General features: G+C 66.1%; 19 protein-coding genes. 14 read left to right on the top strand and 5 right to left on the bottom strand.

Translation table 11 applies throughout. The features are described 5' to 3' along the window. Positions 1-33 precede the first annotated feature (33 nt). The 7 genes from EJV47_RS19695 (at position 34) to EJV47_RS19665 (ending at position 5,946) form a co-directional block, all read left to right on the top strand. Entirely contained in the window at positions 34-924 is an 891-nt protein-coding gene (locus EJV47_RS19695; protein WP_126694921.1) for an SDR family oxidoreductase, read from the top strand. Between the two features lie 263 nt (positions 925-1,187). Next, on the top strand, positions 1,188-1,427 hold the full coding sequence (rpmB, locus tag EJV47_RS19690; protein ID WP_059068864.1) for a 50S ribosomal protein L28: 240 nt from the start codon (positions 1,188-1,190) through the stop codon (positions 1,425-1,427). Positions 1,428-1,613: 186 nt separating this feature from the next. Continuing rightward, entirely contained in the window at positions 1,614-3,260 is a 1,647-nt protein-coding gene (locus EJV47_RS19685; protein WP_126694920.1) for an aminopeptidase P family protein, read from the top strand. 300 nt (positions 3,261-3,560) lie between these two features. Next, a complete protein-coding gene (gene rpmG, locus EJV47_RS19680; protein WP_126694919.1) occupies positions 3,561-3,743 on the top strand; it encodes a 50S ribosomal protein L33 in 183 nt (60 codons plus the stop codon). 8 nt (positions 3,744-3,751) lie between these two features. Further along, entirely contained in the window at positions 3,752-3,913 is a 162-nt protein-coding gene (locus tag EJV47_RS19675) for a DUF4295 domain-containing protein (protein WP_111477636.1), read from the top strand. A gap of 260 nt (positions 3,914-4,173) precedes the next feature. Further along, positions 4,174-5,151 (top strand): signal recognition particle-docking protein FtsY, encoded by a 978-nt coding sequence (gene ftsY / locus EJV47_RS19670; protein ID WP_126694918.1) that lies wholly within the window; start codon positions 4,174-4,176, stop codon positions 5,149-5,151. 93 nt (positions 5,152-5,244) lie between these two features. Further along, entirely contained in the window at positions 5,245-5,946 is a 702-nt protein-coding gene (locus EJV47_RS19665) for a hypothetical protein (RefSeq protein WP_126694917.1), read from the top strand. 2 nt (positions 5,947-5,948) lie between these two features. On the opposite strand, the gene EJV47_RS19660 is transcribed toward EJV47_RS19665, so the two are convergent. Next, the gene (locus tag EJV47_RS19660; protein WP_126694916.1) at positions 5,949-6,254 is read right to left on the bottom strand and encodes a hypothetical protein; all 306 of its coding nucleotides are present in this window, start codon (positions 6,252-6,254) and stop codon (positions 5,949-5,951) included. Between the two features lie 128 nt (positions 6,255-6,382). Here EJV47_RS19660 and EJV47_RS19655 point away from each other — a divergent pair, with 128 nt between their 5' ends. From EJV47_RS19655 to EJV47_RS19645, 3 genes are all read left to right on the top strand, one after another. Continuing rightward, positions 6,383-7,528 carry an acyltransferase family protein gene (locus tag EJV47_RS19655; RefSeq protein ID WP_126694915.1) on the top strand — a complete coding sequence of 382 codons (1,146 nt, stop codon included), beginning with the start codon at positions 6,383-6,385 and terminating at the stop codon, positions 7,526-7,528. A gap of 253 nt (positions 7,529-7,781) precedes the next feature. Then, a complete protein-coding gene (gene rimO / locus EJV47_RS19650) occupies positions 7,782-9,098 on the top strand; it encodes a 30S ribosomal protein S12 methylthiotransferase RimO (protein WP_126694914.1) in 1,317 nt (438 codons plus the stop codon). Between the two features lie 257 nt (positions 9,099-9,355). Continuing rightward, positions 9,356-10,168, top strand: a complete 813-nt coding sequence (locus tag EJV47_RS19645; protein ID WP_165903836.1) for a phytanoyl-CoA dioxygenase family protein — start codon at positions 9,356-9,358, stop codon at positions 10,166-10,168. Between the two features lie 83 nt (positions 10,169-10,251). Here the strand turns inward: EJV47_RS19645 and EJV47_RS19640 are convergent, their stop codons facing one another. Beyond that, a complete protein-coding gene (locus EJV47_RS19640) occupies positions 10,252-10,455 on the bottom strand; it encodes a hypothetical protein (protein ID WP_126694912.1) in 204 nt (67 codons plus the stop codon). A gap of 159 nt (positions 10,456-10,614) precedes the next feature. On the opposite strand from EJV47_RS19640, the gene bshC reads away from it, so the two are divergent. From bshC to EJV47_RS19620, 4 genes are all read left to right on the top strand, one after another. Continuing rightward, positions 10,615-12,195: a bacillithiol biosynthesis cysteine-adding enzyme BshC gene (bshC, locus tag EJV47_RS19635; RefSeq protein ID WP_126694911.1), complete on the top strand. Its 1,581-nt coding sequence runs from the start codon at positions 10,615-10,617 to the stop codon at positions 12,193-12,195. Positions 12,196-12,358: 163 nt separating this feature from the next. Continuing rightward, a complete protein-coding gene (locus EJV47_RS19630) occupies positions 12,359-13,234 on the top strand; it encodes a carboxypeptidase-like regulatory domain-containing protein (protein WP_126694910.1) in 876 nt (291 codons plus the stop codon). Positions 13,235-13,259: 25 nt separating this feature from the next. Further along, positions 13,260-13,859, top strand: a complete 600-nt coding sequence (locus EJV47_RS19625) for a 5-formyltetrahydrofolate cyclo-ligase (RefSeq protein ID WP_126694909.1) — start codon at positions 13,260-13,262, stop codon at positions 13,857-13,859. A 56-nt stretch (positions 13,860-13,915) separates the two neighbouring features. Continuing rightward, positions 13,916-14,416: an ExbD/TolR family protein gene (locus EJV47_RS19620; RefSeq protein ID WP_126694907.1), complete on the top strand. Its 501-nt coding sequence runs from the start codon at positions 13,916-13,918 to the stop codon at positions 14,414-14,416. Positions 14,417-14,447: 31 nt separating this feature from the next. On the opposite strand, the gene EJV47_RS19615 is transcribed toward EJV47_RS19620, so the two are convergent. From EJV47_RS19615 to EJV47_RS19605, 3 genes are read right to left on the bottom strand one after another with little or no spacing between them, the layout of a single operon-like run. Further along, entirely contained in the window at positions 14,448-14,948 is a 501-nt protein-coding gene (locus EJV47_RS19615) for a hypothetical protein (RefSeq protein WP_126694905.1), read from the bottom strand. Between the two features lie 2 nt (positions 14,949-14,950). Beyond that, positions 14,951-15,511: a GDYXXLXY domain-containing protein gene (locus tag EJV47_RS19610; RefSeq protein WP_126694903.1), complete on the bottom strand. Its 561-nt coding sequence runs from the start codon at positions 15,509-15,511 to the stop codon at positions 14,951-14,953. Next, on the bottom strand, positions 15,511-16,737 hold the full coding sequence (locus tag EJV47_RS19605) for a DUF2157 domain-containing protein (protein ID WP_126694901.1): 1,227 nt from the start codon (positions 16,735-16,737) through the stop codon (positions 15,511-15,513). Before EJV47_RS19605 ends, EJV47_RS19610 begins: the two co-directional genes overlap by 1 nt. Between the last annotated feature and the right edge of the window lie 2 nt (positions 16,738-16,739).

Genomic DNA, 16,739 nt, shown 5'->3' with positions numbered 1-16,739 from the left:
GTTGTTCCCAATCACTCTAAAAGAGAGCAACGCATGCGTGTTTTTGTCACCGGCGCCACGGGCTTTGTCGGCTCGGCCGTCGTTCAGGAATTGCTCGGCGCGGGCCATCAGGTGCTCGGCCTGGCCCGCTCCGAAGAGTCGGCCCGTGCCTTGGCCGCCACGGGCGCCGACGTTCACCGCGGCACCCTCGAAGACCTGGATTCCCTGCGCCGCGGCGCCGCCGCCACCGACGGCGTCATCCACACCGGCTTCGTCCACGACTTCAACAACTTCCCCGCCGCCGTCCAGACCGACCGCCGCGCCATTGAAGCCCTCGGAACGGCGCTGCTCGGCTCCGACCGGCCGCTGATTGTCACCTCCGGCTTCGGCGGCCTCTCGTCCGGCGGCCGGCCCGCCACCGAAGACGACGTCCGCCCCGCCGATGTGCCGGCCGTGCGCCTGTCGGAAGACGCGGGCCTGGCCTTCGCCGCCCAGGGCGTGCGCGCTACGGCCATCCGCCTGGGCGCTTCGGTGCACGACCGGGGGGACCACGGCTTTGTGCCCTACCTGATTCAGCTGGCGCGGGAAAAGGGCGAAGCCGCCTACATCGGCGACGGGCTGAACCGCTGGCCCACCGTGCACCGCCTCGACGCGGCCCGGCTGTACCGCCTGGTGCTGGAGCAGAGCCCGGCCGGGGCGCGCTACCACGGCGTGGCCGAGGAGGGCATCCCGCTGCGCGATATTGCCGAGGCCATCGGCCGCCACCTGGGCGTGCCCGTCGTGAGCAAGTCCCGTGAGGAAGCCGGGGCGCATTTCGGCTGGATGGCCGGTTTCGCCAGTCTCGACATCCCGGCCTCCAGCGCCCTCACCCAGCAGCGCCTCGGCTGGCAGCCCCAGCACATCGGCCTGCTCGCCGACCTCGCCCAAGGCCACTACTTCGCCTAATCAACGTCCTGCCCGGCTGCCGCCACCGTGTGCATCTACTTGGCGGGGCAGTGGGGCGGCGCCGTGGCCGGCCGCCGATGACGGGCGGCTCAGCTTACTGTCGGGCGGCCGGCCACGGCGCGGCAGCGGCGGAAAAAGGGGCGTTTTTGGGCTGTTTCGGAGGCTAACCAGCTATTTTTCAGCCTGCCGGTTTGGTTTTGTCCAGGATATACCGATATTTGCGTCCCTTTTTCTAGCATCGTCACTCCAAAGTACACATAGCCATGGCCCGAGTTTGTGACCTGACCGGCAAGCGTACCCGCGTTGGTAACAACGTGTCGCACGCCAACAACAAAACCAAGCGCAAGTTCTACCCGAACCTGCAGAAGAAGCGCTTCTACATCCCCGAGGAAGATGCTTGGGTTACGCTGCGCGTGGCTGCTTCGACCATCCGCACCATCAACAAGAACGGCATCATGGCCGTGCTGAAGAAGGCCAAGCAGGAAGGCTACGTCGTTTACTAAGTAAGCGCCGCTACCAGTATTGCCAGTCGGCAGCCGGGCCTCGCGCCGGGCTGCCGACTGGCTTTTTTGCGTCCGGCTGCGGCCCAGGTTTCGCGCCGGCGCAACGATTCGGCCAAATTCTGTTTCTTTTACCTTCCCGGCCCGCCCCGCCGCCTCTGGTGCCGCGCTGAGCCGCCCGCTGCTGCTATGCTATCCGTTTCGTCGTGGTTCCGGCAAGGGACCTTCGCCCTGCTGTGCCTGGGGGCGCTACGTGCCGCGCCCGCGCTGGCCCAGCGCCCGGCCGGCCCCAACCGCCCCGCCGATTTGCTCGACCCGAGCTTCCACCGGGGCCGCCGCGACGCCCTGCGCCAGCAGATGCCCGCCGGCTCGGTGGCGGTGATTTTCACGGCCCCGGTGCGCAACCGCGCCAACGACGTAAGCTACATCTTCCACCAGAGCCCCGACCTCTATTACCTCTCGGGCTACGACGAGCCCGACGGCGTGCTGGTGCTCTTCAAGGAGCCGCAGACCGTGGGCGGGCAGAGCGGCGTGACCGAAGCCCTGTTCGTGCAGCCGCGCGACCCGAAGCGGGAGCTGTGGACCGGCCGCCGCCTGGGCAAGGACGGCGCCCAGCGGGAGCTGAAGCTGCAGTACGTGGCCGATAACAAGGATTTTGCCGGCGCCGGCATTGCCTGGAACAAGTTCAACCAGGTGCTGCTGCTCGATTTGCCCACCGACGTGCGCGACGAGGCCGATAATCCCGCCGACCTCTACGACTTGGTGGCTTCCTTCCGCCAGCAGGCCGGCGTGCCCACCGACTTCAACCCGCGCCTGACCGCCCTGCACCAGCTGATTCAGCGCTACGGCGTGGTCAACGGTGACAACCTGCGCCCCTACATTGCCAGCCAGGCCAGCGCCCAGCCCGCCATTGCCGCCGACGCCTACGTGCAAGCCTTTCTGAAAGCCGATACCAAGGCCGCCCGCGAGAAAGTGGTGGCCTCCAAGCCCCAGTCGCGCTTCGACGGCGGCACCGTGAGCGACGTGCTGGACCAGCTGCGCGAGGTGAAGACGCCCGAGGAAATCCGGCTGCTGCGCCAGGCCATCCGCATCAGCACCGTGGGCCAGCAGGAGGTGATGAAAGCCCTCAAGCCCGACATGAGCGAGATGGAAGTGCAGGGCCTGCACGAGTACGTGTACAAGAAGTACGGCGCCGAGTTTGAGGGCTACCCCAGCATCGTGGGGGCGGGGGCCAACGGCTGCATCCTGCACTACGAAACCAACGACAAGCCCCGCATCGGGCAGGACCTCATCCTGATGGACTGCGGCGCCGAGTACCACGGCTACACCGCCGACGTGACGCGCACGGCCCCGCCCTCGGGCAAGTTCAGCCCCGAGCAGAAGCAGATTTACGAGCTGGTGCTGGCCGCCCAGGATGCCGGTTTCCAGGCCTGCAAGCCCAATGTGCCCTTCCAGGCCCCGCACCAGGCCGCCGAAAAAGTCATTGCCGAGGGCCTCAAGAAGCTCGGCATCATCAAGACCGACGCCGAGGTGCGCCGCTATTTCCCGCACGGCACCTCGCACTACCTCGGCCTAGATGTGCACGACCGCGGAAGCTACGGCCCGCTCAAGGCCGGCAACGTCATCACCGTGGAGCCCGGCATCTACATTCCCGAGGGCAGCCCCTGCGACAAAAAGTGGTGGAACATCGGCGTGCGCATCGAAGACGACGTGCTCATCACGCAGTCGGGCTGGGAAAACCTGTCGAAGGATGCCCCGCGCACCGTGGCCGAAATCGAAAGCCTGATGGCCCAGCCCAGCGCCCTCGACGACTTCAAGCTGCCGGAACTGAAGTAGGTGGTTCTGGTCGTCATCCTGAGCGCAGCGAAGGACCTTTCTCGCACCCTGCACCGCCGCTGATGCCTACGTGCCGGCGCGCCGTATCCAAAACGATAAAGCGCAGCCATATAGTCTCACGGGTGTTGGTGGCTGCACTTTTTAGTCGGTGCAGGGTGCGAGAAAGGTCCTTCGCTGCGCTCAGGATGACGGTTGAAAAGCAAAAACACCAACGAACAACGAATCAGGAGTTTGACTTTATCAAACCATTCCGTATCTTTGCAGTCCTAAAATCGAAACCCACGCCCTGACCGTACCACGATGGCCAAGAAAGGAAACCGGGTGCAGGTAATCCTGGAGTGCACCGAGCACAAGAACTCGGGCCAGCCGGGCACCTCGCGCTACATCACGACGAAAAACCGGAAGAATACCCCGGAGCGTATCGAGTTGAAGAAATACAACCCGGTGCTGAAAAAAATGACCGTTCACAAGGAAATCAAGTAAGCTGAGTCATGGCTAAGAAAGTAGTAGCTACCCTGAAAACCTCGGGCGGCAAGGACTGGGCTAAGGTTATCCGCGCTGTCCGCTCGCCCAAAACCGGCGCCTACACCTTCAAGGAGGAAATGGTGCCCGTGGACAAAGTGCAGGAGTTCCTCGCTACCGGCACCAAGTAAGGCCTTTGCGGGTGCGTACGGTCAAGAGGCTGTGCCAACGCCCATCCGGTGCCCCACGGGGCCACCGTTTCGCGCCCGTCAAATAAGTGAAGAAGTCCCGCCTTTCCGTGGGACTTTTTTGCGTATTACCCCCGGTGTGCTGCGCGGCCAGAGCTTGGTGCCTGGGCCGCAGCCGCCCTTCCGTCGCCGCTGACGGAAGACGACTCTGGTCGTTCCCCCCTTTCCGAAGCACCAAGCACTAGGCACGAAGCACCAGATACATGGGCCTGTTCGATTTTTTCAAGAAGGATAAGGAAAACAAGGAGCAGCGCGAGTCCCTGGACAAAGGGCTGGAAAAAACCAAAACCAGCTTCTTCGACCAGCTCAGCAAAGCCGTGGTGGGCAAGAGCACCGTCGACGAAGAGGTACTCGACGACCTGGAAACCGTACTGGTGCACGCCGACGTGGGCATCGATACCACGGTGAAGGTCATTGACCGCATCGAGAAGCGCGTGGCCCGCGACAAGTACGTGGGCACCTCGGAGCTGGACCGCATCCTGCGCGAGGAAATTGCCGAGCTGCTGCAGCGCAACGACTCGGGTTCGACGGCCGTGCTGGAGCGCAGCGACCGGGCCGGCGGGCAGCCCTTCGTGATTATGGTGGTGGGCGTCAACGGCGTGGGTAAGACCACGACCATCGGCAAGCTGGCCCACCGCTTCCACTCGGCCGGCAAAAAAGTAGTGCTCGGCGCCGCCGACACCTTCCGCGCCGCCGCCGTGGATCAGCTTATCATCTGGGGCCAGCGGGTGGGCGTGCCCGTCATTTCGCACGGCATGAACACCGACCCGGCCTCCGTGGCCTACGACGCGGTGCAGAAAGGCGTGGAAATGCAGGCCGATGTGGTCATCATCGACACGGCCGGGCGCCTGCACAACAAGGTGAACCTGATGAACGAGCTGAGCAAAATCAAGCGCGTGATGCAGAAGGTGATTCCCGACGCCCCGCACGAGGTACTGCTGGTGCTCGACGGCAGCACCGGGCAGAACGCCTTTATTCAGGCCAAGGAATTCACCAAAGCCACCGAAGTATCGGCCCTGGCCATTACCAAGCTCGACGGCACGGCCAAGGGCGGCGTGGTTATCGGCATCTCCGACCAGCTGAACGTGCCGGTGCGCTACATCGGGGTGGGCGAGAAAATGACCGACCTGCAGCTGTTCGACCGCCGCACCTTCGTGGATTCGCTGTTTTCGAAGAAGTAAGAGCTGCCCCGAGCGGCTTTGTAAAAGCGCCACCGGCCTCGGGTCGGTGGCGCTTTCGCGTTATTTGGGTTCTGGCTCTTTTTCCCAGCTCCCATGCTCCGAAATCTGCTCAACAAACTCAGCGGCAGCACCCCGCCGCCCCCGCCCGCCGGCATCCGCGAGGTGCTGTTCGGCGACCTGTCGCTGGACCAGTGGCCCCGCCCGGGCTCCGACCTGGCCGCTACCGAGCCGTGGAACTGGTTTGTAGCCGCCCAGCAAGCCGTGGAGCAGCACGACGCTGCTGCGGCCGCCGAGGCCCTGCGTCGGGTGCTGGCCACCGACGGACTGGAGGCGCGGCACTACCTGCAGGCCTGGCAGGCGCTGCGGGAGCTGGGCCAGGAACCGACTGCCGCCGAGGCCAAGCAGGTGCTGGGCGTGGTGGTGGAAGTAGGCCTGGACCAGGGCCTCGACCTGGTGGCCGCCTACGCCGACGGTTCGGCCCGCTACTACAACTTTAGCGGGGCCGGCGTGGTGTGGGAGCGGCCCGACGACTCCCTGGTGGCCCCGATTCAGGGGCTGCTGGCCGCCGGGCAGCGCGTGGCCGAGCAGATCGGGCCGTGGACGGAGCCCAGGCCGGCCGCGCCACCCAAGGGTACGGTGCGCATCAACATGCTCACGCCCTCGGGGCTGCATTTTGGGCAGGCGTCGTTCGAGGCCCTGTGGCAGGATGCGCTGGGCGGGCCGGTGCTGGTGGCGGCCCAGCAGCTGATGGAGGCGCTGATCGGCAAGTCGGAGGCGGGCAAAAGCGCGGGCTGAGTTTACTGGTACTTCACCACCACGGCCCCGGCGTGCGGCCACCAGAACACGAAGTCGTAGCGCACCTGCACCAGCGCGTCGCCCTGCAGGCGGGCTTGCTGCTGCTGGAGCTTGCGCAGCAGCTGGGGGCGGGTGGTGAAGGCGTTGCCGGTGGCCTCGACGTAGGCTAGTTCCCGGTAAGGGCGCTCGGGCAGGCGGGTAAAATACACCTGCGCTGCCCCATCGGCGGGCAGCGGGGCGGTGCGGGTGGAGATGCAGCCGGTGAGGCCGGCGGCCGTCAGGGCCAGGGCGGGGAGTAGTAGTTTCATGGGGCGGCAGGTGAGGGTTATTCAACGCGCAAGAGCGGCCGTTGGTACGCGGGCGCGGCTTCTGATATCAGCCGGAAGGAGCAGATCTGCCGGGCAACCCCCGCGCCGCCGCCGGCATCTGGTGGGGTATGCACATCGTCTACAAAGCCCCCGCCCCGGCCGTGGTGCAGCCCGCGCGCCTCGACCCGCTGCTGAGCCAGAAGCTGCGGTTCTGGTCCCTGGTAGCCATGCTCATGCTGGTGTACGTGCACGCCTACAACCTGCACCCGCGCTACCTGCAGCCCTTCACGCCGGTCGACGAGCCACTGGCGGTGGGCACGTTCCTGCAATACTTGCTGGCCAACGGGCTGCTGCGCTTCCGCATCCCCATTCTGTTCGCCATTTCGGGCTACCTCTTCGCCCACCACGACGCGGGCACGCCGCACCGGGAACGGGTGAAACGGCGGCTGCGCACCCTGCTCGTGCCCTACCTGCTCTGGAGCCTGCTCGGGCTGCTGTTCACCTGGGCGCTGGAGCAGCACCCGTACTCCCGGCAGCTGGTGCAGCAGGCTTCGCTGAGCATCTTCGGGCCCGAAAACGCCTTCGTCAGCGGCTACTCGTCGGGGCAGCTGCTGCTGCGCTGGCTGCTGGCGCCGGTGCCGTTTCAGCTCTGGTTTCTGCGTAGCCTGCTGGTGCTGAACCTGGCCTACCCGGCCCTGCGCTGGGTGCTCGACCGGGCCCCCGCCGTGTACTTCGCCGTGGCCGGGCTGCTGTGGCTGACGGATTTCAACGTGCTGCTGGTGGAAGGCAACGGGCTGCTGTTCTTCGCCCTGGGCGTGTGGCTGCGCCGCCGCGACAAAGAGGTGCTGCTGCAGCCGCGCTGGTTCCGGCTGCTGCCCTTTGCCCTGCTCTGGCTGGGCCTTGTCGGGCTGAAAACCTGGCTGGCCTTTTACTACGAGCACCCGCCCTTCTTCCCGATGACGCTGCTGCACCGCGCGGCCGAGCTGCTGGGCGTAGTGGTCATGTGGTTTGGCTCGAATGGGCTGGTGCGGGCCGCCATGCGCCGGCGCTGGTTTGTCTGGCTGACGGGCTTCTCGTTTATGATTTACGCCCTGCACGTGCCGCTGGTCAACTACGCCACCGAAGCCGTGCTGGGCCGCTGGCCCGAGCAGCAACTGCTTACGTTTCTGCTCCTGCCGCTGGCGGTGGTGGCCCTGGCCGTGCTGCTGGGCGCCGGGCTGCGCCGCGTGGCCCCGGCCGCGTACGGCGTGCTGACGGGTGGTCGGGGGCTGTAGCGCGAAGCTCTGCTTCGCGTTTCGTTGAACGATATACTCGAACGAGTGTCGGATAAACGTCAGCAACGAAGCGCGAAGCTCTGCTTCGCGCTACTGGAACGTTCGGGCTAGGAAAAGGCGTTGGCGTCTTCGTACCTTTGCGCACCAATTTTCGCCCGGCGCGAAAACGGGGTAATTTGTTCAGGATTAGGTGCTTTCCGGTGGGCGGCGCCGCACAACGATACGCGAACTATAAGTTCGCGCCACAGGCAGAATGAAAGTAAAAGGCAATCGGGCCAATAAGGTCAACGTCATCACCCTGGGCTGCTCCAAGAACCTGGTGGACTCGGAAGTGCTGATGGGCCAGCTGCGCGGCAACGGCTACGACGTAACCCACGAATCGACCAAGAACGAGTCGGGCATCGTCATCATCAACACCTGCGGCTTCATCGACAACGCCAAGCAGGAAAGCATCGACACCATCCTGCAGTACGCCGACGCTAAGGAAGCCGGCAAGGTCGACAAGGTGTACGTGACGGGTTGCCTCTCGCAGCGCTATAAAGACCAGCTGGAGGTAGAAATTCCGCAGGTCGATGCCTACTTCGGCACCCTGGAGCTGCCCCAGCTGCTCAAGACCCTGAACGCCGACTACAAGCACGAGCTGGTGGGTGAGCGGCTGCTCACGACGCCCAAGCACTACGCCTACTTCAAGATTGCCGAGGGCTGCAACCGCCCCTGCTCGTTCTGCGCCATCCCGCTGATGCGCGGCAAGCACGTCGATAAGACCATGGACGACCTGGTGACCGAGGCCACCAAGCTGGCGCGCCTGGGCACCAAGGAGCTGATTCTCATTGCCCAGGACCTGACCTACTACGGCCTGGAGAAATACGGGGAGCGGAAGCTGGCCGAGCTGGTGCGCCGCCTCTCCGACGTCAGCGGCATCGACTGGATTCGCCTGCAGTACGCTTACCCCTCGCAGTTCCCGATGGAAGTGCTGGACGTGATGCAGGAGCGCGAAAACGTGTGCAAGTACCTCGACATGCCCCTGCAGCATATCTCGGACAACATGCTGAAGACCATGCGCCGCGGCATCTCGAAGCGCCGCACGGTGGAGCTGGTCGACCAGATTCGGCAGCGTATGCCCGACATTGCCCTGCGTACCACCCTCATTGCCGGCCACCCCGGCGAAACGGAGCAGGATTTCCAGGAGCTGTACGACTTCGTGGAAAAGACCAAGTTTGAGCGCCTGGGCATCTTCACCTACTCGCACGAGGAAAACACCCACGCCTACACGCTGGAAGACAACGTGCCCGCCGAAGTCAAGCAGGAGCGCGCCGACGCCATCATGGAGCTGCAGCAGGGCATTTCGATGGACCTGAACGAGCAGAAGGTGGGCAACACCTACAAAGTGCTCTTCGACCGCAAGGAAAGCGGCTACTGGGTCGGCCGCACCCAGTACGACTCGCCCGAGGTCGACAACGAGGTGCTGGTGCCGGCTACCAGCCAGTACGTGCGCCTCGGCGACTTCGCCCAGGTGAAGATTACCGAAGCCTCGGACTTCGACCTGTACGGCGAGGTAGTGAGCCAGTAATTTCGGGCCTGCCTTATACCACAAAGACTGCTCTGCCGGGCAGTCTTTGTCGTTTTTACTGGGTTATGCCTGTGAAAATCCAGTCTGATGGGCTTGGTGCAGCGGTTGTAAGAACGGTGTAGAGACGCATATTTGCCTCTTGTCGTTGAACGATGATGCCCGAACGACGACGCCCAAACGGCGCGGCCGACGAGACGCAAGTACGCGTCTCTACATTGCGGCTGCGTCGGTCCGAAAACCGCAGTACGTATTCAACTATGAAAGTCAACATCAATAACAAAGCGGTGGAGTACCGCATCGAGGGCGAAGCGGATGCGCCGGATCAGCAGGTACTCCTGGCTACGGCCCAAGACCTCACGGCGGGTACTGACTGGGCGGCCCAGGGCTACACGGTAGCGGAGTTTCTGCCCGCCGCGGAGCTGCAGCAGCTGCAACGGGGCCTGTACCAGCTCGTGCGCGAGTTTATGCGCCACGCGGGCCTGGCCGTGGCCGATGATTTCGACATCAGCCAGTACCACCACGCCGTCGGTGACAGCAAGGAGTTGCACCTGGCGGTTATCAACCAGATCAAGGAGATTTCCCAGACGCGGCTGCCGCTGCCCGCCAGCGTGCTGGAGCAGCGCGTATCGGCGCTCTGCGGCCGCCCGGTGCAGGCCCTGAACCCCTGGGACAACGGCCGCTGGTTTCACCTGCGCATCGTGCGCCCCAACCAGCCCGACAACAACCCCCTGCACCGCGACGTGTGGCTGCCCGACTACGACGACTGCGTGAACATCTACGCGCCGCTGGCCGGCAGCACGGCCAACTCCTCGCTGACGCTGGTGCCCGGCAGCCACTGGTGGCCCGAAAGCCGTGTGGTGCGCACCCGCGGCGGGGCCGTGTACAACGGCGTGGCCTTCACGGTGCCCGCCGTGAAAGAATCGGAGGAGCCCCTGCAGATTATCCGGCCCAACCCGGCCCCGCACGAGGTGCTGGTGTTTTCGCCCTACCTGCTGCACGGCGGCGCCGTGAACCTGAACGCCGACGCCACGCGCGTGTCGCTGGAAATGCGGTTCTGGCCGGCTGACTAAATTCGTACTCCCCGTAAAAGCAAGCAGGCCCGCCGTGCGAACGGCGGGCCTGCTTGTTTGTGAAGGGCGAAAGGCAGTATTCCTTAGTGCGACAGATTCCGGCGGTGCACGCCGCTGGTCCAGTACTGCCACATGCCGATGATGGGCAGGTAAGTCACGGTGTTGAACCAGCGCCGCCGCTCCCAGCGGCCCGGAAACTCGCCGCTGCGGATGTGCCAGACGGTGAACAGCCAGGGCAAAAGCCCGAGCAGGGCCAACCAGGCCCAAGGAGGCATAACGAGGTTCATAAAAGGGTGGTAAGCGGTGGCGGGGTGGTTAAGCAATATAGGAAATAACCACGGTGCAAAAAAGACGTAGCCGGCGAAATAAGGTTACACCTGAACATTCGGCGCGGGCCGCGGTTTTTTCGCGAACGTTGCAGCCTGCACCGTTTCCCCGACTGCCTCATGCCCGTGCACTGTCTGCCCTACGCCGCCACCGGCGCCTTCAGCTCCTTCCTCACCGATTACCTGCAGCAGGAGCCCCGCCTCCAGCCTTTTTACCACCGCTTCCCCACGCTGGCGGCCTTCCGGGAGCAGATAGCCGACAAGCAGGCCCATTATTCGGCCGATACCCGCGCCCGGCTGACCGAGGCCCTGCAGCGCCAGTACGCGGCCCTGCCCGCGGTGCACCCGGCCGTGCAGCAAAACCTGGCGCTGCTGCAACAGGACACCACCTTCACCGTCACCACCGGCCACCAGCTCAACGTGCTGACCGGCCCGCTGTACTTCATCTACAAGATTGTGACGGTGCTGAAGCTGTGCCGGCAACTCAAGCAGGAGTACCCGCAGTACGATTTCGTGCCGGTGTACTGGCTGGCCTCCGAGGACCACGATTTCGCCGAAATCAACCACCTGCACCTCTTCGGCAAAAAGCTGGAGTGGCAGACCGAAGGCACCGGCGGCCCCGTGGGGCGGCTCGGGCTCGACGGGCTGCCCGAGCAGGTGCTCAGCCAGCTGCCCGCCGAAGTGCCCGCCGCCTTCCGCGACGCCTACGAGCAGAGCGGCACCCTGGCCGAGGCCATGCGCCGGCTGGTGCACAGCCTGTTCGGGGAGTACGGCCTGGTGAGCATCGAGCCCGACGACGCGGCGCTGAAACCGGTGCTGGCCCCCGTGCTGGCCGAAGAGCTGCGCGCCCAGCCGGCCTACCAGGCCGTGCAGGCCGCCGACGCAGCCCTGGAGGCCGCCGGCTACAAGCCCCAGGTGTACGTGCGCCCGCTCAACCTCTTTTATATCACCGACGCCGGGCAGCGGGAGCGGCTGGAGCTGGAAGACGGCCACGTGCTGGTGCGCAACACCGACATCCGCTGGACGGTGGACGAGGCCGTGCGCCGCGCCGAGGAGCAGCCCGAATGCTTTAGCCCCAACGTGGTGCTGCGCCCGCTCTACCAGGAGCTGCTGCTGCCCAACCTCTGCTACGTGGGCGGCGGGGCCGAAGTCAACTACTGGCTGCAGCTCAAGGGCGTGTTCGACCACTACCAGGTGCCCATGCCGCTGGTGCTGCTGCGCAACTCGGCCCTGTACGTGGGCCGCACCCATGTGGGCAAGCTGCGCAAGCTGGGCCTGACGACCGACGATTTGTTCCGCCCGCTGCCCGAGCTGAAAAAGCAGGTGGCCGCCACCGTGGGGCAGGAGGAAGTCAGCCTGGCCGAGCAGCAGCAGCAGCTGGCCGCCGCCTTTGCCGCCGTATCGGCCCTGGCCCAGCGCCTCGACCCGACGCTGGTCAAGACCGTGGCCGCCGAGCAGCAGAAGGTGACGGGCATCGTGGCCGGGCTGGAAAAGCGCCTGAGCAAAGCCGCCGAAACCAAGCACGAAACGGCCTACAACCAGCTCAGCGGCCTCAAGGACAAGCTGTTTCCCGCCGGCGGCCTGCAGGAGCGCCACGATAACGTGCTGAGCATCCTGACCAACAACCCCGGCTTTATCGGCCAGCTCATCGAGGCCTTCGACCCGCTGGCCCTGCAGTTCACGGTGCTAGAGGAGGAGTAGGCGCGCCCTGTCACGTCGAGCGGCTTGTCATGTCCGCGACGAAGTGAGGCGTCTGGGTTGATTTCGTTGAACGGCTTCATCCAGATGTCTCACTTTGTTCGACATGACAGTGCCTGAACCGGCCGGGTTCGGCTAACCGGGCGTCGGCTGCGTACTACCGGGTATGCCTCGTCTCTGCCCGCCGCTGGCGGTGTTTCTGCTCAGTCTGTTGCTGCCGGCCCTGGCCGGGGCGCAGGTTATCAGCGGCACCGTGCTCAATGCCCAGACGCAGGCGCCGGTGCCCTTTGCCACCATCGGGCTGCCGGGGCGCGAAGTGGGCACCGTGGCCGACGAACTGGGCCGCTACCGTCTCGACGCCGCGGGCGCCGCCCCCACCGATTCGGTGCGGGTGAGCAGCCTGGGCTTCCGGCCGCGGCACCTCACGCTGGCCCAGCTCCGCGCCGAGCCGACCGTGGCGCTGAGCACCGGCACCGTAGCCCTGCGCGAGGTGCAGGTGCTGGCCCGCAGTGCTTTCCGCCGCACCCACACCCTGGGCAGCGTCAGCAAGGCCAATATGGCCGCTATCGGGCTGGCGGCTGGGGAGCTGGGCGCCCAAATCGGTACCATCATTCGCCTGAAACGCCCGCCCAGCCGCCTGCTGCGGGCCGGGTTCTTCGTCGGGCAGGATGCCGGAGCCACCGTCACCTGCCGGCTGCATTTCTACCGCCTCGACGCCAAGGGCTGGCCCACCGACGAGCAGCTACTCGACCGGGAGCTGATTGTGCGGGCCCCGGTGCAGCGCGGCGGCAGCGTGGTCTTCGAGCTGGCCGACGAGCAGCTGCTGCTCGCGGAGGATTTCTTCATGGCCGTGGAGCTGCTGAAGTGGGAGGGCGAAGCGGCGGCCGAGGACGGGCTGGTGTTCGGCTCTTTGCTCGGCAGCACTGCCACCAGCCTGTACTACCGCCGCACCGCCCAGGTGGCCTGGAAACGCACCCTGCTCGACGCTTCTGCCGCCGACGTGCGCCCCATCCTGAGCTTTTTCGTGACGGTGCAGGATTAGCCCGGCGCGGCGTATTTTGTGCCCGATGAGCACCAAAGCCGAGCTTCGCCGCCAGATGCTGGCCGCCCGTAAGCAGCTGCTGCCGGCCGAGGTGCAGCGGCGCAGCGCGGCCCTGGCCGCGCAGTTTTTCGCCGCGTTTCCGGTGGCCGAGTGGTCCTGGCTGCACACGTTTCTGCCCATTCCGCAGCAGCACGAGCCCGATACCTGGCTGATCATCCGGCGGGTGTGGCAGCAGCTGCCGGGGCTGCGCGTAGCCGTGCCGGTGGTGCAGGCCGATGGTGTTTCGCTGCAGCACTACCACCTGGACGAGGCCACCGAGCTGACGCCTAACCGCTGGGGCATCCCGGAGCCTGCTGGTCAGGCTCTGCCCCCCGGCACCTGGCAGCCCGACGCCGTGCTGATTCCGCTGCTGGCTTTCGACGAGCAGGGGCAGCGCGTGGGCTACGGCAAGGGCTTTTACGACCGGTTTCTGGCCCAGCACCCGCAGGCGCTGCGCATTGGGCTGAGCCTGGAGCCGCCGGTGCCGCGCATCGCCGACGTGTGGCCCGGCGACGTGCCCCTGCACGCCTGCGTGACGCCCGGACGGGTGTGGCGCTTCGGGCTGCCGGCCGCCGGCGGGCAATAAGCGGCGGGGCGGGGCCGTTCAGCGGGTAGTTATTCACCTTCAAGCCCGTATCCGTCATGGCCGAAATCCAAGCCGCCGCCCAGCCCCGCAGCACCAAGCCCCGCGCCAAAAAGCACGCTTTCCGCCTCGATATGACGCCGATGGTGGACCTGGCCTTCCTGCTGCTGACCTTCTTCATGCTGACCACCACCTTCAGCAAGCCCAACGTGATGCAGCTGAGCATGCCCGACGGCAAAGGCAAGCCCACCGACGTAGGAGCCAAGAACGCGCTGACTTTGCTGCTCGACAAAAACAACCAGGTGCATTACTTTTTTGGTCTGAACGACGCCAGCAGCAAGCCCGAGCTGCACACCACCAACTTCGGGGCCGACGGGCTGCGGCGGGTGCTGCTGGAGCAGCGCCGGCGCCGGCCCAACACCACCGTGCTCATCAAAACCACGCCCGAGGCCTCCTACCGCGACATGGTGGACGCCCTGGACGAAATGACCATAACCGGGCAGAAGAAATACGCCATTGTGGATACCGACGCGCAGGATTTGGCCTTGCTGACCCGCTAAACAATACCGCGCAAACGTCACCGCCCGACTCTCAAAGATGAAAGTCGGGCGGTGACGTTTGCGGGCTACGGCGGCCCAGGGCCCGGCCCGCCAGCAGGGCTGCCAGGCCAAACAGCACTTGTAGCAGCCGCAGCCCTGGAATCAAGCGAAGCAGGGAAGAGCCAACTGGCGCCTGACCGGCTGCGCCGCCCGGATACTCACGAAGGTGTGCGACCGGGGCAAGTTGGGCCAGCGCCTCGATGAGGCCGCCACACAGGTAAATCAGCAGCAGGGCCAGCAGGCCGATAACCCAGAGGGCGGTGCGGCCTAGGCGGCGCATGATCAGCAAATAAACCGCCCCGACGAGCGGCGTCAGCAGCAGGGCCAGGCCCTGCAGGGCGCCGGCAGGGCCCACCACGAAATACGTGTTGTGCATCTGTACGTCCACGCCCATGGTTAGCGCCGCCGAGCCGAACAGGGCCACGTACGGCCCCAGCGTAGCGGCGGCCCAGCCGGCCACGAACAGCCAGCGGCACCTCGAACGCGTGCTCATACCTAGCGGGCGGCCGGCAGCGGCTCCACGCCGGTGATGCGCGCCTGGCCCCAGGGCGCAATGCTGATTTGCACCCGCAGCGGCTCGCGTCGGGCGCGCCGGGCCAGCAGGCGGCCGGCGTTTTCGGGCACGTAGTAGCGCTCCAGGCCGTAGCGCAGCTGCAGGCCCTGGCGCCACGCGTTGGCCACCCAGCCGCGCAGCACCACGTGGCTGGCGGGCAGGGCGGCGGGCTCGGCGGGGTAGATGGCCACGGCCGCGTACTCGCCGGTGGGCAGGGGCTGCAGCTGCACGTACACCGGCCGGCGCCGGCGCGGCTCCGCGTCGCCGCGCCAGAGGCGGCGGGGCAGCTGGCTCACGTCGTAGTTCAGGCTCAGGTAGTCGCCGCGGGTGAGGGCGCCGGTATCCACGGCGGTGGTGCGCAGCGTGATGCGCTGACCGTAGTGGCTGACGGCGTATCCGGCCACGGCCACCAGCAGGATGAACACTACCTGGGCGGCCACGGCCAGTAGTACCCAGCGGCGCCGCCGCTCGGGCGCGGGCGAAAAAGTGGGCAGATGGCGCATCAGGGCTTAGCGGGGGGCGGTTGGTCGGTAGGGGGGAGGCTGCGGGCCTGCCGGCGCAGGTACCAGCTCAGGCCGAGCAGCAGCGCCCCGCCGAGCAGGAAAAACAGCGACTTATCGAGGAAGCCCCAGGTCAGCTTGAAGTAGGCCACCATGGTCGTCAGCACGAAGAGCACGGTGCCGAGGTTGACGCGCTCGGGCGCCTGCTCGCGGAAGCCGCGGTAGAGCACCGCCCCGGAGTAGGCGTAAAGCACCACCAGCGTGGCCACGGCCAGGGCCAGCCCGCCGGGAAAGTAATAGCCGGGCAGCAGCAGCAGCCAGTCGGCGGTGCCGGTGAGGCGGCCGCGGGCGCGCTTGCCGGCCACCGAAATCAGCAGCACCAGCAGCAGGGCGCCGAGGTAGCCCAGGGGCTGGGGGCGCAGCTCGCGGGTGTAGTCGCCGCCCTCGCCGAACATGGCCAGCCCGAGCGTAAACAGAAACGCGGCCACCAGTGGCGGGGCCTGCCAGGCGCGGGCCGCCGGGCGGTGCGGCTGCCAGTCGCCGAGGGCGTACACCAGCATGGCCGGCACGAAAAACCAGGTGATTTTGATGTGCAGGTGCTGCACCAGCAGGGCCGCCTGCCACAGCAGCCCGGTGCTCAGCACGGCCCCGCAGAAGCCGTCGGGGCGGCGCCACCAGTAGTAGCCCAGGCCGCCGGCCGTCAGCGCGGCGGTGGCGTAGCTGAAGGTGCTCAGGCTGCCCACGCTGTAGCCCTGGGCCAGCGCCGCTATGCCCACCGTGAGCAGCAGCAGCGTGCGGCTCTGGTACACGTAAGTCAGCAGCACGCCGGCCACCACCCAGGCCAGCAGCCCGGTCGCGTCGTAGCCGATGAGCTGGTAGAGCTGGCTGGTCAGCACGATGCTGGCCCCAAACAAACCCAGCCCCAGCCCCACCAGTCCGATGCCCAGCCCGCGGTAGCCCCGGGCCAGAAAATACTCGCCGGCGGCGTAAGCCCCGGTCAGCGCGCCCAGCAGCAAGGCCAGGCGCAGGGCTTCGGGTAGGTCCTGCCAGTTGGCCGCCACCACGCTCAGCGCGCTCAGGGCCACCAGCAGGGAGCCCAGCAGCGGCAGCAGCCCGATGGTGCGCTGCTCTTCCGGGTACAGGGCCCGCAGCTGCCGCAGCTGCTCCGGGCTGATAATGCCCCGATCCACCCAGCCCGGGCCTTCGGTATCAAGAAACTGTTGACTCATAA

This window comes from Hymenobacter gummosus, from assembly GCF_003970915.1.
GTDB lineage: Bacteria > Bacteroidota > Bacteroidia > Cytophagales > Hymenobacteraceae > Solirubrum > Solirubrum gummosum.
Note: the sequence above shows the minus strand (reverse complement) of the source record. Positions and strands in the feature narration are given on the sequence as shown.